General features: G+C 36.4%; 14 protein-coding genes. All 14 read right to left on the reverse strand.

From position 1 onward, the window contains the following. The coding region (locus tag NO995_RS00610; RefSeq protein WP_258225848.1) for a CRTAC1 family protein at positions 1–2444 on the reverse strand (2444 nt) is incomplete at its 3' end. After that, complete coding sequence (locus tag NO995_RS00615; protein ID WP_258225849.1) at positions 2386–4407, reverse strand: DUF2264 domain-containing protein; 2022 nt, start codon at positions 4405–4407, stop codon at positions 2386–2388. The genes NO995_RS00610 and NO995_RS00615, both read right to left, overlap by 59 nt. 1 nt (position 4408) lies before the next feature. Continuing rightward, a complete protein-coding gene (locus tag NO995_RS00620) occupies positions 4409–5410 on the reverse strand; it encodes a glycoside hydrolase family 43 protein (RefSeq protein WP_258225850.1) in 1002 nt (333 codons plus the stop codon). Positions 5411–5425: 15 nt separating this feature from the next. Then, on the reverse strand, positions 5426–7267 hold the full coding sequence (locus NO995_RS00625; RefSeq protein WP_258225851.1) for an NPCBM/NEW2 domain-containing protein: 1842 nt from the start codon (positions 7265–7267) through the stop codon (positions 5426–5428). Positions 7268–7380: 113 nt separating this feature from the next. Beyond that, a complete protein-coding gene (locus NO995_RS00630; protein ID WP_258225852.1) occupies positions 7381–8385 on the reverse strand; it encodes a glycoside hydrolase family 43 protein in 1005 nt (334 codons plus the stop codon). Further along, positions 8382–9452 (reverse strand): glycoside hydrolase family 43 protein, encoded by a 1071-nt coding sequence (locus tag NO995_RS00635; RefSeq protein ID WP_258225853.1) that lies wholly within the window; start codon positions 9450–9452, stop codon positions 8382–8384. The genes NO995_RS00630 and NO995_RS00635 overlap by 4 nt, the downstream gene beginning before the upstream one ends. 124 nt (positions 9453–9576) lie before the next feature. After that, entirely contained in the window at positions 9577–11688 is a 2112-nt protein-coding gene (locus NO995_RS00640; RefSeq protein ID WP_258225854.1) for a family 43 glycosylhydrolase, read from the reverse strand. Between the two features lie 80 nt (positions 11689–11768). Next, positions 11769–12959 carry a hypothetical protein gene (locus NO995_RS00645; RefSeq protein WP_258225855.1) on the reverse strand — a complete coding sequence of 397 codons (1191 nt, stop codon included), beginning with the start codon at positions 12957–12959 and terminating at the stop codon, positions 11769–11771. A 25-nt stretch (positions 12960–12984) separates the two neighbouring features. Beyond that, positions 12985–13851: a hypothetical protein gene (locus NO995_RS00650; RefSeq protein WP_258225856.1), complete on the reverse strand. Its 867-nt coding sequence runs from the start codon at positions 13849–13851 to the stop codon at positions 12985–12987. A gap of 79 nt (positions 13852–13930) precedes the next feature. Then, on the reverse strand, positions 13931–15130 hold the full coding sequence (locus NO995_RS00655; RefSeq protein ID WP_258225857.1) for a DUF4998 domain-containing protein: 1200 nt from the start codon (positions 15128–15130) through the stop codon (positions 13931–13933). A gap of 18 nt (positions 15131–15148) precedes the next feature. Next, on the reverse strand, positions 15149–16366 hold the full coding sequence (locus NO995_RS00660) for a DUF4959 domain-containing protein (RefSeq protein ID WP_240571270.1): 1218 nt from the start codon (positions 16364–16366) through the stop codon (positions 15149–15151). A 13-nt stretch (positions 16367–16379) separates the two neighbouring features. Further along, the gene (locus NO995_RS00665; protein WP_258225858.1) at positions 16380–18353 is read right to left on the reverse strand and encodes a RagB/SusD family nutrient uptake outer membrane protein; all 1974 of its coding nucleotides are present in this window, start codon (positions 18351–18353) and stop codon (positions 16380–16382) included. A 10-nt stretch (positions 18354–18363) separates the two neighbouring features. Further along, positions 18364–21636: a TonB-dependent receptor gene (locus NO995_RS00670; RefSeq protein ID WP_240571274.1), complete on the reverse strand. Its 3273-nt coding sequence runs from the start codon at positions 21634–21636 to the stop codon at positions 18364–18366. Positions 21637–21800: 164 nt separating this feature from the next. Next, positions 21801–24908 (reverse strand): glycoside hydrolase family 2 TIM barrel-domain containing protein, encoded by a 3108-nt coding sequence (locus NO995_RS00675; RefSeq protein WP_258225859.1) that lies wholly within the window; start codon positions 24906–24908, stop codon positions 21801–21803. Between the last annotated feature and the right edge of the window lie 75 nt (positions 24909–24983).

Consider the following 24983-nt stretch of genomic DNA (forward strand, 5'->3'; position numbering starts at 1 on the left):
TAATACTGGTTGGCGTACTGATTGATTTCATTCGAGCCGTCCTGAAGTCCGTAAGCAATCATCTCACTGGCAATAAAATTTCCTAAGGCTATGGGGTTTCCTGTGGTATAATCTGTATCGGTATTGGAAATATCATACCCTAATCCTGCCATCACTTCGTCCAAAATACTTTGTGATAAACTCGGATTTGGTGCATGAGCAAAACGTTCGCTTAATAATCGATATGCGGCATAACTTATCGTTTTCTTTCGGGCTTCAATAAGGTTTTCGGTGGTTTTAAATCCTTCAAAATTACTATTAAAACCATGCAAGTTATTCCCAATTAAGTACGTTGAGGCTTTATCGTCGTATAATGCCCAAGCATCATACAGCACCACACTGGTATGAAACAGATTTCTTGCATGAACCGTAGGCCGTGCATAGTCTTTTCGGATTAATGATAGTAACGTTTCATTCCATAAGCGAGCGATGGACTGTTCCTTAAAATTCACTTCTTCATCCAACAAGGTTACCGATAACACAACAGGTTCACTAATACATTTTGCATTGGACGCTGTTAAAGTTATTGTTCCTGTGCTCCCTGTTCCCCATTTTACGATAATATTACCAATGCCTGGTTCTTCTATTATTTCTCCTCCGGTCACTTTCCATGTTAAAGATATATCAGTTGTCACAGGGTAACTGTAAGACTCAATACTGGTTTTATGCGTTTTAATGGTTCCGGTAATTTTAGAAGTTTCCAGATAATTACAACTCCAGGTATTTACTGTCGCATCAGGATTATAATTACAGGAATTAGGGTCCATACAACCATAAGGTTTTATGCTAGGCTGAACATCGAGAATCTGATAACCATTACCTTCTCTAGCTAAAATCGTTTTGTCTGCCGGAATATTGGTATGGGTCTCCACAAGACCAGATGGCCAGGTGATTTTAAGTTCAAGAATTTCGGTATCAGATCCTAACCCAAAGTGTACTGGTTTTAAGTGCTGAGACAAAAAACCTTTTCCGCTATAATAGCGATGCAACAAACCTCTGGCTGTTTTTACAGATAATGTGGTACCAATCGCATCACGATTAGACGTCGTACCTTCAAGCTTCACTTTGAACCAATGCAAATCCTTGGCAGGCTGATTAACATCGGTAAGTTTGTTTTCATAAAAATAGGACGGTCCGTCATTATTGGTTACAAATATGTCTAAATCACCATCGTTATCATAATCAAATACAGCTTCCGTAACACTGATTGTTTCTTCACCTAATCCCACTCGGGTTGAACTGTCAACCAATCGAGACACAAAATTTTCTATAGAATTTTCATAATAGGTATTCTTATATCTCCCAGAACTACCAAATTCAAAGCCATTAACAACAAACAAATCTTCATCGCGGTCTAAATCAAAATCTGAAAAAACAACATCCCAGGCCCAGCCAGTATTATAAACCCCTAAACTTCGCCCTTTATTTACAAATGAATTGTTTCCTTGATTTTCAAAAAGTTGATTATCACCAATAGCAGTGATATACATATCGAAAGCACCATCACCATTGTAATCTCCAACAGCAATACCCATATCGTCCTTAGAGAAATCTAAACCATAAGTAGCAGCTTCTTCTGTAAAACCTAAGCCCTTGTTGTTAATGTATAAGTCATTAGATTCAGTAGCATAATCATTAGCGACATATAAATCCATCCAACCATCTCCATTAAAGTCAAAAGGTACACTTTGGTATGAATGTTTATTAACTAAAACGCCCTGAATAATACTCGTTACATTAGTAAACGTTCCATCTCCATTATTTTTAAAAAGTCGATTCCCTTCATCTTCTGATCCCCAATCGGAAATATAAATATCAAGAAATCCATCGTTATTGTAATCAAACCAGGTTGCCCCTGTATTAACATTCTGATTGTATTTTTTAAAACCAGCTTCCTGAGTAACTTCTTTAAAAGTACCATCTCCCTCATTATGAAAAAGCTGAACTTTGAAAATATGTGTAAAAAATATGTCCGGGTAACCATCATTATCATAATCGCCCCAAAAAGCACCATATTTAAATCCGTTTAAAGCATCGGTATAATCACTGGCTTCATCGACAGGAAATAAATTAACCAAGCCTGTAGTATTGGTTATATCTGTAAATGTACCATCGTTATTGTTACGAAATAGCTTACTGTGTGTATTTGAGCTACCTGTAACATCCTGAGCTTTCGCTACTACAAAAATATCCAGATCGCCATCGGCATCGTAATCGGCCAAGGCTGTTCCATTGTTTTGGGTGGCAGTACCCAATCCGGCGTAGTTTTCTATACGCTCAAAAGTTTGTGCGTTTAAGTTAGTTAAGAAACTAAAAACAATACAAATACTTAAACAGACATGACATTTAGTAGTTAACAGTTTTAGTTTCTGAGCCTTTAATTTCGATATCAATACCTCCATCATCTAAAAGCTTAATATTCTTAATTGGTATTAGTTGGTTGGTTGTCCATTTATGGCCGGACTTTTTCCAGAGCATCAAGGTAATATAAATTTTCGATTTAAGTGTATTAGATACACTTTCATTTTTTTCAACATTTATAACTTTACTATATTCACTTTCAGGATGTAAGTCTTTAGTTTCAATAACCTCAGTTTTATCCCATCCCATTATTGGAATCATAGCCAATTTATATCTTCCATTATCAATTATGGTAGCTTCATAGCCTTTTACTTTTTTCTTTTTAACTATGATTTCTGATTCCAATTGCGGCAAAGCATAATGCCCCAAACGCATAGAGATAGGCTTATCACTTTCATTTCTATCTACCCTTAAAATACCATTGGCTAAAGGAATATCGGCTAAACTAAATTTAATTTTCTCGTCGGTTTCTAATACCACATCCCGATAATATACGCCATTTTTAAACTTTTTAAAATTGTATAAACGGAAGGCTTCCCAATCGTTATTCTTATTTTTTATCACATAATTCATGGCCACTTCACCATGTTCCCCATCGGCTTGCCAAGGGAAATCACTGTTATAAGACAGTCTATTGTAATTTTCGGTAGATCGGAATTTCTGCCAGTCGTCCTTTACCTTTTCATGACACCAGGCACGTATTTCGGAAGTACCACTATTTGGGTAATCGGTAATTAATATCTCTGAAGCTTCCTGAAATGTATTGTAAACTTTATCCTTTTTGAAGGTCTCATCCCATGCGCCATTATTCTCAGTCGCTGTCCAAAACGGATTGTCATCCGGCACTAACAATCCTAAAAAGGCTTTCCCCATCCAATACACACTGCCACGACAACTATAATTTTGTACCGCAGGTTCAAAGGCACCATAAAAACCAAGTGTTGGCACTCGATCTTTCATAAAATCGGGATGCGTAAAAAACTGCTTAATAACCCCAGACGAAATACGACGCATCCAGCCAAAATTAATATCTTGTTTATCATCTTCTAATCCCATCAATGGAAACGGAATAATAGATCCAATACGGTAACTAATGCTCCTTCCATACATAATCATTTTACCATCTTCACTAAACAGATATGGATAATTATTTTTTAAATCTTTAAAGTTATTAATGAATTTTGAGGCTATTTCCGGGTAATATTGTTTTCCAACATATTCTGACCAAATCATACCATACATTTGAAACGCCCACATGCTGTAATAATCGTATGCCGGGCTATCGTTATACCAGCCTTGCCCGCGATAATGCGTCAAGGATTTTTCCAGATATTCTACCAATAAATCTTCGTTAACCTCGTAGCCTTGCTCCTTAAAAAAACTCAATACAAAAATGTTAAAAAACTTCCAGTTAGAATCTACCGTAGGTCCATCACCATAACTTAACATGATACTCGCCAAATTATCTTTAGTCTCTTGTGTTAACGGTTCCCAAAGCACATCCGGACTGATAAGCATCGATAATGCCAAAGCTCCAAATTCTACCAGATTCTGACTTGCCCCTCCATTTTTTGGTCTAGGTACAATATAGGATTCGCTGTTCACATCTGTTAATTTACCGATTTGATAACGGTAGTAATCTGCAACATTTATGTTGTTAACCTTTAAATCGGGATTATCCTTAAGCAATGGTGCTGCTACAAATAAAGTTCTGCATAACCCTTCCAGTTTTTCGGTTGGTACACGACTTTCATTATGAGGATAACTTTTTCCCGGTTGCTTTGGAAACTTCATCGGGTCATCCAAAGTTTGGATATAACTAAATGCACCTTCAAGCAAGTACAAAGCAGCATCTTTCCAGTGCTGCTTTGTCATTCCTGTGTACGGACTTAGATTATAATCGGGGTTTTCTATCTCAAAAACATTGTTAGTGGTTTGTGAAAATCCTACAAAACTACCCAATGCAAAAAACATAAAAACCCACGATAAAGACTTTATAAAACTCATATTATTCAACTAAATACTCTTTTTTTACAATTAGTTTTTCCCATGTTAAATCCACTTCAAACAAATGTGGAATTCTAACCGTTCTGTCATTTACTTTTTTATGACTATGCGCAGACATTAAGGTTTTTCCTTCGAAAGTTTTAAACAACATACCATGCCCAAAATTAGGTGGTGTAATCGGGTCTTTTTCCTGAATCCAAGGCCCATCAAGCGTCCCGCTTTCTGAATAGGCTACGCCCTGTGTGTATACATCATAGATCCAGCTGGTCCAAATCATCCCTAAACGACCTGTGCCCGTTTTAAATAAATAAGGACCATCGGTAACTTTATTCGGCTTGTCATTACCGTATTCATCTTTTTCCCGACTCCATGGCGAATCGCTGGCTTTAAATAATAATTGCCCTTCTCCAATCGAACCACTTAAATCAGGTTTTAATTCAATTTTTTCCATGGTACCATTCCCATTTTGTAACCACTCGTAACAATACACCATATATGGTTTTCCATTAGTATCTACCCAAAAAGTACCATCTAAAGTTGGTTTATTGGCTGGCAAATAAATATCATCTGCCATAGGAACGTAAGGTCCTTCGGGTTTATCGCTAACAAGAATATGGCTGGCGCGACGTTCAATTACATTTCCAGCTACAGTATCAATTTTAACATCTCGGTTGGTGAACGTTGCGAAATAGTAATATTTGTTTTTATACTGATGAAGTTCTGCTGCCCAAATCATGGGATTTGACCCCATCCATGAATCCGGGTTGGTCTTAGCCACGTGGTACGGACCTTCCCAGAATTTTAAATCTTTACTCTTCCATAACAGACCTCCCGTTCCGGTCATGTAATAGGTTTGAGACCCTTTATCAGCTAGAATCGCCGGATCGCTCAAACGAATACTTTTTAAAGGAATATTATGCTTTACTTCTCTTTGAGCAAAAACGTTTAAACAGACGAAAAGACAAACCACTGTTATAGTGAAACCAGTCTTTTTAAAATTCAAATTTAGCAACATGTTTTATTTAGCTTTTGAAATTCGATACAATCCAGCGCCATGGTAATTAATGGTCGGTGCAAAATCTAAACCTGAATAGGTTCCCAAATCTTTATGATTCCATAAATCTCTGATTGTACACTCTCCATTAAAACCCAGAGCTTCCAAATCAACAGGAATCGCCGTTGGATCTTCATTCATAATTTTGGGATCCTCAGTTGAAATCATAAACTCTACGGTTGATCCTGATTTGTCATTCGTTCCAACAATATCTAAACCTCCAAAAGCCGTAAATCGTTTACTGTTTTCAGGAAGTTTGTAGTGAATTATAGATTGAGAATGTGTCCCGATGCCGTTGTCATAAATTGTTCCTTTAACATTCAATTGACCTCCAGATACACTTTTATTGACACCTATGGTTCCCCAACCCGCAAAGCCTTCTTCCCAAGTTAAATCGGTTAGTTTTACCTTATCTCCATTGTCTAAATGAATGGTTGGGTTAATCCAGTTGGCATGATCCCACGAATACCCGTCGCCGCCATCATTTACAATTAAATATAAATCGGTACTTCCTTCCGGGAGTTCGACATCAATATCTTCACCAAAACCATCGGTTAAATGCGACACGGTTCCACTTCTGTACAACAAACTTTTTGTTGACACAAACCCGTCTCCCGCACTATTAAAAACCGCTACAAACTTATCATCACTATCCGGATCATCGGCTGTCCATCCAATTATATCATCCTCATCAAACCATTGCTTGTTGTTTATTGATTTACTGTGAACTTCCAGCACTTCTTTATTGGTTAGCAGCATGTTTGTAAATTCATCGTTATCCGGCAGATTACCACCAAACATTAAAGGTGATTTGAACATGGTCCATAAGGTCATTAAAGTGTACTGTTCGTCTTTAGTAAATTTAGTATAACGGTTTGTTGCGCGTTCGCCACGAATAAATTTCCCCATGGGTAACATATCGGCATCTGGCCAGGCTCCGGGTGAAATATAAGGTGCCCATTCGGCACATTTTTCAAAAGAATAATTTAACTGTGCCCAGTTATCCCAGAAATCATCAATGGTACGCCACATATTGGCATTTGCTGTAGCATGTTCGTGTTCATCGACAGGTGTTGCACCCGGCGACATACTTAAAACAATTGGTCTTCCTGTTTGGTCGATGGCTTTCCGAATCATCTCAATTTCATCAGTGTGATACGGACGTGATAAATCGTCCACCTTTACAAAATCCAGTCCCCAGGAAGCATACATATCGAAGATAGAATTATAATACTCCTGTGCCCCGGGTTTATCTTTTACAACTGTATAATTGTCCTGTAACCAAGTACATTCATATTCAGTTGAATAAATTTGATCGGCTGTAATACCGGTTCCTTTAACAGGCATTTTATTGAACACCGCTTCCTTTGGTACGCCTCGCATAATATGGATTCCGAATTTTAACCCTAAACTATGAATATAATCGGCCAAAGGTTTAAAACCTGCTCCATTTACTGAGGACGGAAAACGTTTTATTGAGGGCATATATCGGCCATATTCGTCGATAATAAAATCGGTTTGATCATATTTATTATAGTGCCCTGATGTCTGGTTATCGGCATACCAACGAATATCAACCACAACATATTCCCAACCATAATCTTTAAGATGTTTAGCCATATAATCGGCATTGGCTTTTACCTCATCTTCAACCACCGAAGGCCCGAAACAATCCCAACTGTTCCAACCCATTGGAGGGGTTAAAGCCCAGAATTTAAAATCGGTTTGTTTCTGCTGCTTACTGGTTCCGCAAGCTACTAGTAATATAGTAATAGCGAATACCTTGAATACGTTAATTAATTTCATGTGTCAATATTTATTGTTTTTTAATGGTCACATGGAACACCCAAATTAACATGCTGCAGTGTGATTAAATTTTAATAATGGGTGTTTCATTTTAGTTGTTTAGTTTATATCGCTTAATTGCTTACGCCTTTTGTCGTCATGACCACCGGTTTAATAGTACCGTCTTTTTTATATTCCAGTTTATCAATACATATTGAACGGCTGAAACTTCCGCCATCGGTTTGAATCCCGCCGTTGTGATAAATAAAATACGATTCACCCTTAAAATCAATAATGGCCTGATGGTTGGTATTGCTATTCCCGGCAATTTCATTAATCACTTCTTTATATTGATATGGGCCTTCAGGTTTATCACTTATGGCATAAGCGATACGCTCCGGAAACCCAACAGCAAAAGACAATAGATACTTGCCATTTCTTTTCTGAATCCATGGCGCTTCGGTGAATGGGAAATCCATGTCGCCTTGAATATCCACCATTTTAATTCCAAAATCTTTATCGTATGAAATCATATCTTCATTCAACTTGGCAACCCAACAGGCCCCGTTGCCCCAGTAAATCCATGCTTGTCCATCATCATCAATAAACACCGTAGGGTCAATAGTTCTCCAGCTGTGTGTTTTTCCAAAGCTGTCTTCGTTAGTAAACAGAGCTTTTCCTAAAGCATCTTTAAAAGGGCCTTCCGGTCTATCGGAAACAGCTACCCCAATACCCGTTGTTTGAGAACTCGTATACCAATAAAATTTACCATTACGTTCTATCACCTGACTTGCCCAGGCCGCATTTTGCTCGCCCCAGGAAAAATCTGATGCTTTCAATGGCGTTTTATACTCCCAGAAATGTTTCATATCGGTAGTTGCAAATACACACCAGTTTAAAATATTATACCGTGTTTGACCGCCTTTAAAATCTTCTCCCGTATAAATAAAAAGTGTGTCGTTGTGTACCAAAGCCGCTGCATCAGCAGTATATTTATGAGTTACCACTGGGTTGCCGTTGGCTTCCCATTTATACACGACACTACTACTTTTCAACTGTTCAGATTCCTGAGCAAATGTGTTTTGTAATAAACCAATTGTTCCTAATGTTGATACTAAAATGCTATTTATTAATTTCATTTTTCAAAAGTTAAATTATAATTCCAATGTTTAGCTAACTGAACTGCTTCCTTCTTAGATAAATGAATTACAGCGCCATGTTTAGGCGATGAAAAATTAGTTGTTTTCATTGCCCCTTCATTAAAATGACCTAAATCCTTAAAGTTTTTAAAATCTGATGTTTCTACAAATCCGAAATTATGCGGATTGATACTATAAATATCGTACATCAACACCCAAGTGTCTTTATCAAAACGCTTCCAAACATTTGGGGCTTCACAAGAACCCGGTTCCTTATCAACCCATTCCGGATTGTATTCATAGCCTGAATTAATCTCGTTAGAAAAAGCCATTTTTACACCAATATGGCGTTCCTGAGCTACGTAAGTCATGCAATAACGTCCGTCTGACATTCGAGAAATATCAGCATCTAAAATTTGAATGGTTTCATCAGGATATTCAAATAACGGTATTGGTTCGGTGATTAATTTGGTAAAATCTTCATTAGCATAGGCATAATACAATTTCGTTAACCCATGCCCCATTCGCATGGTAAAATATACCATCATTTTTTTTTCCTTAGGATCATAAATACTTTGAGGCGCCCAGGCACAGCCAATATTTTCAAAGCCTTCAAAATGTTCATTAAATAGGAAGTTACTGTGCGTCCAATGGATTAAATCGTAGGATTTCATCAAAACAAAGCCTCGGTTATTACCCCAATCAAATTGCTCCCCGGGACGCTCCCATTGGGTATTTCGGATCCCTTTTTCTTTTCCGAAAATATGTAAATCGGTCATGACTACATAAAACGCTCCATCGGGACCTCTTGATATATGCGGATCGCGAATACCTTTCTGGCTGGAAATAGTATCGCCTGCAACAATGGCTTTTCCTTTATTTATATCTGTAAACGTATAACCATCAGCACTTAAAGCCATATGTAAACTATGGTCATCGTCTTTAAAATAGGTCATCAAATAAGCACTAAAATCTTCTTCTTTTATCGAGTTTTTAGAGGTTTTGCAACCGAAAAGCCCAAATATCGCCACTAAAAATAAAGTTAATATGTGTTTATAAAATTTCATATGCCAATTTGCTGTTATGTTATTCATTATCTAAGCATCATTCCTTTTTTTAGAACAAAACTCCACTTCATCTTAACTTGTTAAGTGGGAATCTGAAACAAGTTCAGATTGACAAATTTCAGGTTTAGTTTAAAGATAGAATTCCTGAAACAGTTGGTTCTACCGGTTTAATACTTCCATCTTCGTTAAACTCCAATTTATCGATACAGACCTCACGATTAAACCCTGCTGCACCACCCATAGTAATGCCTTTAGGTCGGTTAAATCTATGATAAACAATATGCCAAATATCGGTTCCTGGCGTTTGAATTACACTATTATGTCCTGTTCCGTAGATTCCTTTTTCTGGTCTTTTTTCTAAAATTAAATTGTTTTCAGGAATATTTAAAGGCCCCAAAGGCGAATCGGCAGTAGCGTATCGTATGCGATAATTCGGACTTCTTGTATCGTCTTCAGACCATAAAAAATAGTATGTTCCGTTTCTGTAAAATACTTCAGTACCTTCTCTAAACGTGCCTCCCGGATTTAAACGTTTAAAACTATTTGGTTTTACGGAAATCATATCATCGTTTAATTCAACAACGCCCATATAACCATTACCCCAATATAAATAACTCTTTCCGGAAACAGGGTCGGTAAAAATATCCGGATCAATCTCCTGACCTCTATTGATTCCTTCCGGTTTTTCTCCTATGATAGGCTGACCTGAATCGACAAAAGGTCCTTCCGGATTATCGGCTACAGCTACCCCTATTTTTTGAGCTGCTGTGAAATAATAGAAATACTTGTACTCCCCATCTACTTTTTTCTCAATAGCACAAGGTGCCCAGGCGTTTCGGTCTGCCCAACTCACATCTTTCTTAAGATCTAAAATCACACCTTCATCAGTCCAGTTTACTAAATCTGGTGATGAAAAGGTTTTAAAATACGTCCCAGACCAGCCGTGAAATCCGTCGCTGGTTGGATAGATATAATACTTATTTGTTTTATGAGAAAAAATAATTTCCGGATCGGCATAGAATCCGCTTAACACCGGATTGTTATCTTCATGAACTGAGACTTTATATGTTTTTTGCTTATCGGCAGTTTCGAAGATATAATCTACTGCTCCATTTGAAAAATCCTGAGCCCCTGTAGTTAGTATATTTACCCAAGGAAGCGTTTCAATTTTTAAATCTAAATTAGTGATATCAGTACCAAGAACTACAGGTATATAAATGGTTTGATCTTCATCATTTACATCGACATTGTTTTGTCTGACACCTTCACCATTAAAACTTACAAAAGCACTTTTATCTAAAGTTCCCCATTTCTCCAACAAAGCATTTTTCTCACTTTCTGTAATACGAATTACGGTTCCGTGACGTGGATGAAAATTCATTGATATGGCATCATCAACCACTGTGAAATGTTCTAAGTCGCTTGATTTTGTAAACTGATAGGTTCCCGAAGTATACATATCGTACATTAAAATATACTCATCAGAATCTATAAGTTTAAAAATCCCTGAACCTTCAACGGCTGCATCCGTTTGATCGTAAAAGCCTTCTTGTTGAACATAACCTTCAGTTAAGGTATTGGAAACGGCTTTTCTGATACCTCCGCCGTGACTTTCATTCTTAAAAAACAAATTATACACTCCATCTTTATAGATGATATCACCATCGATACATGCACTATTGGTCGGGCTAAAGAATAATTGCTTTGGTGTTGTTGCAAGACCGGTAAAATCTTTATTGGCATACGCATAATAAATAATATCCGGGCCTTCGGCTCCCAACATTGACCAGTAAATCATATACTGCTTTGTCTTACTATCATAAATGGTTTGTGGTGCCCAAACACGTACAACATCACCAAATTCCTCTGGATAAGTTTTAGGAATATTGATTACCGTAGATGTCCAGTTAATTAAATCGGTTGATTTCATTAAAACCATAGCTCTATTAGAACTCCATCCGTTGGCTGAAACCATATCGGTTACTACCATGTAAAAGGTTTTTCCATCAGCTCCTCTTAAAATATGAGGGTCGCGAACGCCTCCCGTAGAACTGATATCCTTGGAATCTATAATCGGGTTATTACCATTAAGCGCATAATAATTATACCCATCCTGACTCAAAGCATATCTTATAGCTTCTTCATTTCCTGTATTCCCTGTAAAATAGGTAAACAAATAGGTGGTGTACTTTTCCTGTGTTTTACATGAAAACAAACTAACTGATAAAAAACTCATCAGTGCAAGCTTCAAGAAATTTCGTTTTTGGTTATTCATTAGTTTTAAGTTTTATTTTGTTCAATAATTTATATCATGATTTATTGGTTAGGTAAACCATCTGTTTTCATTCCTTGAAGAATTAAAGCATGTATTATATACAACATTTCTGAACCATCATCTTCATGCGCCCCATTAATACCATAAGGCCAAAAATGAGTATTATCTCCATATATTTTTGCATTAGGGTCGTCTGTCATCATTTGTAATATGGCATTAGCTCTATTTCCCTGCCAAGATTCCTTCATGAGTTCCCAATATTTTCCATGAGTTCCAACTCCCACCGTGTGTGCCATTTCATGCATAGCTGTTCCCGTTCGCTGATAATCTGGATTTGCTCCAAAATTAATCCAGCCATCAAAATTGGCATCTGCGGTTGGTGTTCCTGTATTATAGTTCACATTTACATGTTTTTCAATTGAGGTGAAATTATTATAATACCAAGTTGCTTTATCAAAGGCTACTCTTAGACGGTCAAAAGCAGGATCTGAGTTATCCTCCCACCAAAAAGACCAGGTGAAATTTCCTTTCTTTATGGTACTCATGGTAATTTCATCACTATAGGTAATACCATTTGATGTTATTGCATATGCCCTGAAATAGTATAAGGTTTGAGGATCTAATCCTGTAATTCTTTCCTTGAATGCCATTACTACATTTTCTTTTGTAACCCCATTATTATCTGTGGTTGGGTTACTTGTTTTACTGTAAACAAGCCCAATCTCTTCAATTTCCATATCTCCCTGATTTGGCACAGTTACATCCAACCATATATCATGAGCTCCAGCAACTTTAGTATCTCCTATCTTTAAAGTTGGGGCGATAATATCTAGAGTAGAAAAACTAACTTCATTTCCGTAACCAACTCCTTTTTCATTTATTGCATAAGCTTTAGCATAATATGTTATACCAGACATCAGGTTTTGTAAATTCACTTGAAATTCACCACTTCCCTTAACAACAGATGCCTTTTCAGAACTATTATTATATGTCGGATTTTCAGTTACACTATAGCAGATACCTCGCTCTGTAATACTACTGCCTCCATTATCTAAAACTTTACCCCATAAAGTCGCTTTAAAGGACTCCAGACTTTCAACCGTATTCGTTTCCAGAATTGGGATTTTAATTTCCTTTGTCGTTTCCTCTTGATTATTGTCTCCTCTTGTATCTTCTGAAGAGCATGACCAAATGGTTAACAGGACCAGAAATATGCTTGTAATTTTTATCAAATATTTTGGATTTAGAAATCTCATTCTAATTACATTTATTGGGCTTTGCAGCAACGTAAACATTCTTTGCTCTAAATTTTGTTGATTGTTTCTTTATAATTGCCGTATCGTCAGTTTGGCCACTAGCTCCTTCCATTTGTAAATTCATAATTAACCAAAATGGCTTATTGGTATAATCTTTTATCTCCTCAGATTTTAGAATTCCATCAATGTACATTTTTACTTTAGAATTTGCTTCATCAATGTATTCTAGTGTCACCTTATAATTATGCCATACTAATGCCGCATCTGGTAAATTTGTTTTTTCGGTAGTCCAAATAGTATTCCTCCAATCTTTTCCTGTAACTGTATTTTGCCAACAGAAAGTATTGCCTTTAAATTCCAGCATATCAATCTCCGGAGGCCATGATTTTGCTCCTGTAATCCAAAAAGCTGGCCAGCTACCAAAAAGGGTTGGTGCCTGAAAATCTCCACTTATTTCCCAATTTGGCAATTGTTGAGAAACTGTTATTTGTCTTTTTAAATGAATAGCTCCTGAATGAAATGCGATAGGCAAATGCGGATCGGATGTGCTTTTACCTTCATCTTTACCTTTATTCCAATCAGCTGTAATTTCAAGAATCCCACCTGTTTTTAATTTTACATTTTCAGGAAACATACTCGCTGTACCATTATGGTCTGTTCCCCAAGGATAGAACATGTTCCAGTTATCTTTAAACGTTTTATCATCTTTAAAACTTGTGGAATCGAGATAAACAATTGGTTTAATTGTATCTGTGAATTTTATGTTTTTTTGATTGATTTTGATGTTTGATTTAACGGATGTTTCGGTTACAATAGAAACAGATACTAATGATGACAAACTGATAAATAAAACCTTAATTGAAAGCATAGGCATTGTTTTAATAAAAAAGAGAAGAAGACGAAAAAACACCCCCTTCTCTTTAAACTAAAATATAAACAACATTAAATTAATTTGCCACCTGTATTTCCCAAGACGTAATATTACAGAAGTAATCTCCATTTTGTGTTGTTATCTCACCTACAGAAATGTCTGTAGCTTCATCAACTGTAAATGAAACTGTGTAAGTTCCTGCTGCACCAATACGTTTGTAACCAATAACTTCAGAAGCTGTTGTAACATCTTCTACATTTGGTAAACCATTACCTCCCTTAGCTATAACAAAATATGCACCGTCCGGATTAGCATTGTGATTTGTACTTAACACCTGAACTCTTAACATATAACTTGCTGCTTCGGCATGAACAACCTGATAGATTTTACCATTAGTAATCGATGGTGATCCCCAGCCTGATTCTAAATTGAAAACATTCCCGTTCCATTCATCCCAGCCACCATAACCACCGTGGTTTTTAGCAACATCGTTAGTTATCCATGGCCCTGCCAATGTTCCCCAACGTCCTCCATCTGTTGCAGATGCAATAAATGGCACTGCTGCATTACCCAATACTGGGGTTGGAATAGGTGTCACATCTTCAAAAGCCGTAAAAAAGTTATCGATAGAATCCTCATCAGGAATAAATGCCGTTCTATAGCGATACGTAGACCCACTTTCAAAATCTGAAATAGTTACATTTGATTCAGCTATATCAACATAAATGGTTTTTGTTTCTCCTGACGTAGACATATACTCAAACTCAGAACCTAAAACTCCAGAACTTAAATCCATATCTGCCAATCCAATTTCTAATACACTCTCTACAAGAACGTTTCTTTCTAAAGGTCTATTGAATAGGGAAGCTATGTAACGATCGCCATACACCTCGGCTGACTGAGAAACTGCAATAGATTTATTTCCATCAGCATCCAAGGTTCTTACAGTGAAATTGTATACATTTTCTTCTAAACCGTCTATAATAAACGACACCTCATCTACACCTTGGGTTCTATTCACGGGAACTGAAATGGAATCTCTATTATTATTCCAATATACACGAACCTCAGATACTTTGGGGTCTCCTATTATTAAACCTTCTACCTTAACTCTATTTTGTCCCGGATAAATTTGTAAAGAATCAATAGCTCCTGTATATGAAATCTCTCCTCCTTCTGTGAATTTAAGATATTCTGTATCGTCGGTGCAAGAATAAATTCCCAGAACAATGCTAATAGCAAATACTGCTATAATTATATGCTTTAATTTTTTCATTGTCTTCATAATTTTAAATTAAAGGTTTGGATTACCAAATACCTGTACCTCAGATACTGCCATATATTGGCCATTTGCCCAGTTTAACAAACATTCTATACGAAGGAAACGTACTGCTGGCTTCTCTATATCAATTTCATAATCTGCACCGTCTTGAGCAGCTATTAAGTCGTTATTATCCTCCTGACCATAAGGTAAACCTGAAGGTTTAATAATTTCATACTCCCCCATAAGTGTCCAGGTACCATCTTCTAAATTACCATCATTTAGTTCGTTAGCTCCCCAAATTCTGAACTTTCTCATTGCTCCTAAATAATAGTATAAACGCTGTCCTCCAATAGGTTCTGAGAAATTCCAGATGTGCAAACGGCTTAACTTAGTCTGGCGACCAATATCAAAAGTTACTAAATGATTACCCACATCAATGGTTCTACTCGTAAAGAAACTATCATACCACTCTAAAGTACCTCCGTTAAATAAATCTCTTACCTCGGTGTGAGCTGCAATTAACTCAGCATCGTTTGGTAAGGTAATCGGAAGCATTTCCTCTCTTGGCATCAACATTTCGAAAATAGGTGTAATTTCAGCAAATAAAGTATCTGTTGTGTTTAACCAACGGTCTCTAACCACAAAAGCAAAATCCTGTGGTACGGGATCGTATCCTCTAATACTTCTGGAAATGGTATCAACTGATGTATAAATACTTGTAGAAAGTGGTTCCCAATCGCCTTGCACATTTTTTTGCATTACCAATAAGGCAATATCCTCTTCTGTCGGGTTTAATGCATTAATACGAACTCCGCCGAAATCAGCATTTGTTTCTAAAGATCTGAAAATTTCGTAAATAGGAGCTTCCAATGGAGCCACCGTTACCGTAACAGGATCAGATTCCGTTTCACTTCTATTAACGGCATAAATTTCCACTTCCTCTTCAGACTGCCCTGTAAAACCTTCTAAAAGCATAGAGTTTTGATAATAGGAAGCCTTTACCTCCATAGGTGTTCCATTTTCTAATGTATAACGGGCTACCACGTATAATAGATCTTTATCATCTGGTAGTGTATATTCTAATTTTACCTTACCAGGTAAATTTTCAACTACAACATTCTCAACAATTCCTGGAGGTGTTGTATTATTTTCTAATGGTGATGGGCCTTGTTCCTCTGAACACGCAGAAAAAACAACAATTAGAGCCAACATCGCAATCCAAGAGAATTTTATTATATTTTGTTTCATAATTGTTATGTTTTTACCAACCTGGGCTTTGTACCAGATTAGGGTTTTGAATTAGAGTATTTTCATTAATTGGCCAGAAATAGTCTCTTGGCGACACAAAACGCTGTTGGTGAAGCGTTAAAACCTGATAGTATGAACTCTCGGTCGTTCCAAAAACATTCCATCCTTTTATTGGATTGTTAAATTCTCTAACGGCTTTTTTCCATCGTCTAACATCCCAATAGTTTTTACCTTCATAAGCCAACTCAATAGTTCTTTCTCTATGAATTATTTCTCGCATACCTTCTTTGGTTGTGTATTTACTTGGACTCGTAGAGTAATTTTGCCAAGATGCTGCAACACCTTCAAGACCTGCACGAGCACGTATAGCATCTACATATTCTAATACTTCTGCGGTAGGGCCTGACACCTCATTTAAAGCTTCGGCGTACTGTAAATACATATCTGCTAAACGTAATTCTGGCCAAGCGTAAATTTTATAAGATCCGCCACCATCGCTGTTAAAGTTATACTCCCAGTTAACGACTTTCTTTATAAAATATCCTGAGATGTTAAAATCGAATGCATCAAAACTACCTGCATAATCCTGAAACTTAGACTCAATATGGAATTTAGTTTCATCAGCATAACTATCTTGTTTGTAAAAAACAGCACCATCAAATCCTAAATCGGCATAAAAACGAGGTTCTCTATCGAAATTTAAAATAGAGGTTCTATAGCCTTGAAAAATATTTAGTGCATCATCCGGCCCCGCTTCTCTAAGTTTCGTGATATCTGAAAAATCTAAAGTTTTATCTTCATCAATTGGCACCCCATTTTTAGTATAAAACTTAGATGCTGATCCTATTGTTGGAGAGAAAATCATTCTTGCTTCTCTAGCTGGCACCACATTAGATAGCGGCATCATACAAATACGTTGTAACCAATAGGTTGTACTTTTTGTATTAGACCATATAACCTCTTCATTAAAAGGTTCACAAAGGGCCTGTCTTATTTGAACTTTCGTTTTTGAAGTCTCAGAAATATCGAAAGTAAAATCGTTTTTATAATAAATTTTATGTCCGTTAGCTTCGGCTACATCAATAGCATTTTTAATTGCTGTTGCTGCTCTTTGCCATTTAGTTGGATCATAAGTAGTATTAAATAATGGCGTCCCATCGTTATTGGTATATCCTGCCATATCCGTATTGCCATTAAATAATGGACTAGCAGCCATTAACAAAAGTTCCCCTTTAATTCCTAAAGCTGCCTGTCTGGTTACTCGTCCTAATTCATTTTGAGTATCAACAATTTGTGGCGGTAAATGTACCGAAGCTTCATCTAATAAATTGGCTAAATAATCCACACTTTCATCAATAGGATCTCTCGATACCTGAATTTCATTCTCTGGTGCATCCACCGGAATCACATTACGGATGATTGGTATTGCACCATACATACGCATTAAGTAATAATGATAATATGCCTTTAAAAATTTCCCTTCTGCAATCCAACGTAAACGCTCGGCTTCACTAATATCTGGCACATTGCTTCTATCCTCCATATTTTCAATGAATACATTACAATGACGAATACCATCATATAACGGATATAAATCACCAGGTCCGGCTGCCTGAAAACGTCCTTCCCACGCATCCATATATGGATTTGATGTGCGTTGCAAACTTCTAGCAATATCGAATGCATAACTGTTTAAAGCTGCATCGTTAGGAGCTATCCAGGTTTCATTACCGGCTAAAAAACCAATATTATAGATAGCGTCCCCATTTTGAGGTAAATATGAATAGCAGGTAAATAAATATTTTTCCGCTTCGTTTCTTAATTTAAACGCTTGATCTATAGTCACTACGTTGTCTGGAACAACATCTAAAAATGTTTCTTCACATGATTCTAAACCAATAAGGCAAAAAACCATGATGGACATTCCTAAAGCTTTATAAAGCCTTTGAACTCCTTGTTTTAATATTTTTTTCTTTATAGTTCTCATACCTTTTTCTTTAAAAATCTAATTTTAAACCTAAGTTATATACCGACTGAATTGGGTAACCTAAGCCATTACCTCCCATCTCAGGATCCCATAATTTAAATGGACTCCACACTGCCAGGTTATTGCCACTAAAGTAAAGTCGTGCTGATTGCATGCCTAACTTAGTAACAAACTTTTCAGGAAAATTATAACCTGCCTCAATGGTTTTTAATCTTAAAAACGAACCATCACGCATCCACCAGGTTGAAGCATACGGCGCCTGGTTTGCTCCTGGGTTACTATTGAAAACGTTATTATTCTCATTGAACTCTCCTCCTAATCTAGGCCAAAATGCGTAAGAATCTCTATTATCTTCAGACCAGTGATCGTCCGCAATTACCTTTAATAACCCATTTTGAGCAGATCCATTAATAACAAATGGTGAAATATTCCATGGATTAATAAAGAATGAGGTTCGAGCCACACCTTGGAAAAATATACTAAAATCGAAATTCTTGAAACCTAAAGTTCCTCCAAATCCATAAACAATTTCCGGAACTGTTGGATGCCCAATAGGTACCATGTCTAAACTAGAAATTTGACCATCTCCATTAACATCACGATATTTTATATCTCCACCTCTAACTTCTCCAAATTGTGTTGGTGAATTAGCAACCTCCTTGTCATCAATAAATAAACGCTCTGCAATATACCCATACCATTGGCTTGCATTTTGTCCTACACGTGAGCGGTATGATAATTCTTCTGGATATGTTACTTCATCGAACTCTAAAACTTCATTGGTTGAAAACGTAAAATTACCTCTTAATTGCGTGTACCAATCCTGATTAAAAGACTTATCGTAAGTTAAAGAAGCGTCCAAACCTTTACTTTCCATTTTACCAAAATTGGTTGCTGGTATCGCCGTTAATCCCATGGTTGCTCCAATATTAGAACGCTCTTGTAAAATATTTGTTCTATTTTGTTTAAACACATCAACTATAATATTCAGGGAATTGAATAACTCTAAATCGAAACCAACGTTGGTTTGTCTCGATTTTTCCCATCCAATATTTGGATTAGCGTAACGATCGATATAAACTCCAGGTCGGGAATTATTAAATTGCTCTCCAAACGAGGTTCCGTATCTTCCGTCATTTAAATTTACATTAGATAAATAAAAGAAACGGTCGTTTACATTACCAATGGCATCATTACCCACAAGACCATATGTAAAACGAAGTTTAAAATCAGATACGACATCTCTTAAACCGTCCCACCAATCTTCTTTAGATATACGATAAGCTAAACCTAAAGATGGAAAATAACCATATCGGGCGCCATTTGCAAAACGCTCAGATCCATTGTAACCGAAGTTAAATTCAAATAAATATTTATCGTCATACCCATAAGTAAAACGTCCTGATAAACTGTGGTTTCTATTTGGTAAAGAACTTTGAACTGATCCTGCATTACCCGTTTCATAACTTGATAAAAGATTTACTAACATCCCTGAAACCGCATGCTTTTCATTAAATACTCGGTTATAGTTGATAGCTGTTTCTAAATAAATTCTGGAATCTAAATCCTTTCTACCCTCAGAATAATCCAAATATTCTGTTCCTGTTACACCTACACTACCCTGACCTCCGTCATTAAGTACATTTAGCTCCAATTCACCTGAAAACGGACTAATATATCCTTCATAATAAAATGGATTATATTGTCTGGCCACTTCATAATATGAATAACGTCTTACATACCCCATGGCTCGTGCTGATAGACCTTCAGTTATCCCAGCCAAGTCCTGCTTAATTTCAACCTGAGCCTGAATTGTTGACGCTTTATTTGTTTGATACCCTCTAACCATTTCGGCATAAGGATTTATTAAAATTGCTGAGCCACTATTATTTGTAGCCTGTGCTCCACCAAATAATGGGTGATCAATAAATGGTAAATAACTAGACGGATATACTTTAGGGAATTTTACTGGGTTTGACCATAACGTTAAATTAAATATACGAGCACCTCCATTTACCCAGTTACCGTTAACATCACGACCTCCAACAGGTCCATTATAATCATCGAACTGACCATAAACACGAACAATACCTTTAGTTGTTGGAGTTAAGTTCATATCTAAATTACTACGTACTGAATAATTTCTAAGTTTGATATTATTATTAAAATTATTAATCGGGTCTACATCCAAAACACCATTATCAACATTATATGTACCTGCGATATAATACTTGGCTTTTTCTCCTCCACCCTGTGCACTAAAATTTAATCCCTGGTTTACTGTATAGTCTTTGATAAGTTCATCAATCCAGTTATTACTTGGATACAAATAGGGATCATCTCCGATAGACGTTCTGTAAATTTTGTTTTGCGTATAAGGCAATGTTGCCTGAGGATCGCGAGTTAAAGCAGCCTCATTTGCCAATTGCATGTAAGTAATATTATCAGCAAATTTAAAATTCCTGGTATTTGATGATATTCTTGTTTCACTACGTAACTGGAATTGCGTTTTTCCTGCTTTACCCATTTTAGTGGTAATTAATACTACTCCGTTAGCTCCACGAGCACCATAAACTGCTGCTGCTGCTGCATCTTTTAATACCGAAAAACTTTCGATATCGTCAGGTTGCAAACGCGCCATATCGGTAGTAGTAGATTCGATACCGTCAATTAAAATTAATGGATTTACCTTACCGGATCCGAAAGAACCTAAACCACGAATAAAGAAATCGGAGTTATCAGCTCCTGGCTCACCACTTCTTTGAACGGCAATCATACCTGATACACGACCAGCCATCATGGTTGTTAAGTTACTTGTAGGTCCTTTAATTTCTTTAGGTGAAATTGTAGTAATGGAACTTACCAAACTTGCCTTTTTCTGAGTACCAAAACCTACAATAACAACTTCATCTAAAGCTTCCTGACTTTCATTAAGTACAATACTAAATACCGATTTTTCGCCAATTACAACTTCCTGCTCTTCGTACCCAACATAGGATACGACTAAAGTAGTAGCTGAAGCTTCTATTTCAAGTTGAAATTCACCATCGAAATCTGTTACAACTCCATTTGTTGTTCCTTTTACGAGAACGTTAGCTCCTGGTAAAGGCATTCCTGATGCATCTTTAACCACACCAGTAATAATGCGCTTCTGGATTTCACTATTGAAATCTACTGTTTTTCCTTCGTTAGCTTGAACTTGATAAGCGGTCACACACAACAGGAGCACCACCAGTTTGAATTTAAAATCAAATTCAGGACAAGAAAAAAAGACTTTCCTCATTTTAATTAGTTTTATCATATTAATTAGTTTTTGTTTAAGTGGTTTTAATATTCGTTATTTCTATTAAGAAACTAGATATCAAAAAATGTTGGTTTGGTTTAGTTCTCATGTCATAATTGTTTAGTTTAGTTTTATTTTAGTTAGTTATTGGTGATTTTTTTTTCTTACTCTTTGATCAGTTTAATTTGGTAACTATACGTGTACTGTTTATCGTGCAATCGGTATGGTTTGTGAGGATAAGCTCCCCAACTGTTATCTCCCCCAACGCCGCGTTGTTTTAAATCGATGTGTAAATACACTTTATCGTTCTCTACAACAATATCTGTTGGATGGGTCTGACTTTTGAAGGTTCCTCCGTCTAAAGCTTCTGTAGACATGTGTAATGCACTAAAGCCTAATGGTTGTGCACCTATAATTTGCAATCCTTGATTTGCCGAGTTTTCAAGGGTTAACCAACGTACATCGGTTTTATAACCAGCCTCTTGTGGACGGATATATTCCCAAGTGTATTGATTCTTAACTGTATCGTTATACATACCTAAAAACGAAGAGGTGTTTCTGTCTGAATAATTTTCCCATGGCCCTCTTCCGTAATAGGCTAAATTATCGAAGCTTCCATCTAGCACCATACGCATACCAAATCTTGGTAATTCAGGTAATTCTTTACCTTCCATATCAATACTTGCTGTGATGTTTATTGAACCATCATTTTGAATAAGGTATTCAACAGTATAAGGCACATCTAATTTGCTGATTATAAATTCTGCCTTTACAGGTAAACCACTCACTGTTTTTTCTCCAACTTCTACACGTTTCACTTTTAAATCCTGATGCGCGAATTTCCAATCACCCAAACGTTCCGGCATTTTGTTACCGTAATCATTATCGGTTGGAGCTCTCCAGAAAAATGGCTCAGGAAATTGTGAAATTATTTTTGAATGACTATCTGCAAATCGATACTGAAATAATTTACCTGATTTTAAATCAAGATCCCCAATAATATTTCCTGCTGCAAAATGGAGTACATCTCTAAACACTTCATAAATTATCTTTCCTTCTGAAGTCGAAATATTATCAAAGTAAGAATAGCTTCCTAATTTAAATTGCTCTCTTGCTATTTCATGACCTGCAGGAACTAAAGGCGCTTCATTTTTGGTATACCCATATACATCTAAATAATATTCCTTATCACCATCTAACATTGGTAGATTTAAAATCACATCTTTAGATTCGTTTGGTAATGCTGATATCTCAAAACTACCTTCATCAACCTTAGCTCCATTAGCTTTCAGTACCCATTTAAAAGTATATTGATCTAAATTGGTGAAATTGTATTCATTAGTAACTTGAAGTTTATTTCCGTTTAACTTAAAAGCAATACTTTGAAAAACCTTCTTTACTTCCTCTAAAGCTGGATGAGGAGTTCTATCGGCTGACACCAATCCGTTAGCACAAAAGTTCTGATCGTGTTGTAAATTTTCACCTCCCAAATCGCCTCCGTAGGCCCAAAACATTCTTCCATCTTCGGTTTCTGTTTTTAATCCTTGGTCTACCCAATCCCAAATGAAACCACCTTGCATTTTTTTACTGGTGTTCATAATGTCTCGGTATTCCTGAAAATTTCCGTTACTATTACCCATAGCATGCGAGTACTCGCACATGATAAATGGTCTTTGTTTATCGCTTTTTGCATAATCCTTCATGTAATCTATTCCCGGATACATTGGGCAAACAATATCGGTATCTGCATTTTCATCGGCTTGCTCAAACTGAACAAAACGCGTTTTATCACGCTCTTTTAGCCATTTATAACCTTCGTAGAATACAGGTCCGTTACCACACTCGTTGCCCATAGACCATAAAATAATAGATGTTGCATTTTTGTCCTGCTCCAACATACGTTTCATACGGTCTAAATGTGCCGGTGCCCATTCAGGCAAATAAGCTGGATGTTTTTCTTTATCAAACCAGCCTTGTTTTTCGGCTCCCATGGCGTGCGTTTCAATATTTGCTTCATCTACAATATAAAATCCGTATTCATCAGCTAACTCATATAAATAAGGATCATGCGGATAATGACTCATACGAATAGAATTAATATTATTTTGCTTCATGACTTTTAAGTCTAAAAGCATAGTTTCCCTATTTGGCTTATGACCGGAGATACCATCATGTTCGTGCAGATTTACGCCATTAACCATTAACGGCTCACCGTTAACCATTAATTGAGCCTCTTTAATTTCAACTTTTCTAAAGCCTATTTTCTTGGAAATAACTTGTGTGTTCTTTTTATCGACTAACGAGATGATGTATCTATATAAATAAGGTGATTCTGCACTCCACTTCTCAACATTGTTTATTGTTGCAGAAAAATATACGCTTTTATCTGAACCTGAAATTTTCTTTTCTTCAGAATGCACCTCCTTACCCTTAGCATCAAGTAAACGAATGGATGCTACTTGGTTTTTAGCAGCCTTCTTTCCGAATTGTCTTAAATCGATATCGACATTAAAAAGTCCGTTTGTGTAAGTATCATCTAAATTAGCCTGAGCGAAATAATCCCAAATTGTGGTTTTAGGCATGGCTTGTAAATACACATCACGTTCAATACCACTTAAACGCCAGAAATCCTGGTCTTCTAAATAGCTTCCATCATGCCACCGAAACACTTGCACAGCCAAAACATTATTTCCTTCATTTAAATATTTAGTAACATTAAACTCTGCAGCTGTTTTAGAAGCCTTAGTCATACCTACTTCCTCACCATTTAAAAAGATTCTGGCATAACCCGATATAGAACCGAAATGTAATATAACTTCTTTATCATCCCAATCCTTAGATATTTTAAAGGTCGTTCTGTAACTTCCTACTGGATTATAAGTTTCATCAATAAAAGGTGGATTCTTGGGAAACGGATAGGTTACATTGGTATATATAGGTGTATCATATCCTTCAATTTCCCAGTTTGAAGGCACATTAATAGCGTTCCAATTTGAATCATCTAAATCTACTTTATAAAAATCTAATGGCCTTTCAGATGGTTTTTTAACAATATTAAATTTCCATGTACCATTAAGACTTTGATAATATTCAGATGTTTCTGTCAGGCTAGTTGCTGCACAAGCTTCATCATGATAAAGCACAAAAGATGACCTGCCTTTTTCTTTATTTCTATCAATAATACCAGGATTCTCCCATTCGTTTTTACTGTTTTGAGCAAAACCTAAATTGACAAGTAAATAGCATAACGGAACTAAAATTAGTTTACGCATTGTATAATTAGTTTATTTTATATTTAGTGGTTGGCTTATTAAAATGTACAAAAGACACTTATAATAATATTACAA

The organism is Aestuariibaculum sp. M13 (assembly GCF_024723255.1).
In the GTDB taxonomy this organism is placed as follows: domain Bacteria; phylum Bacteroidota; class Bacteroidia; order Flavobacteriales; family Flavobacteriaceae; genus Aestuariibaculum; species Aestuariibaculum lutulentum.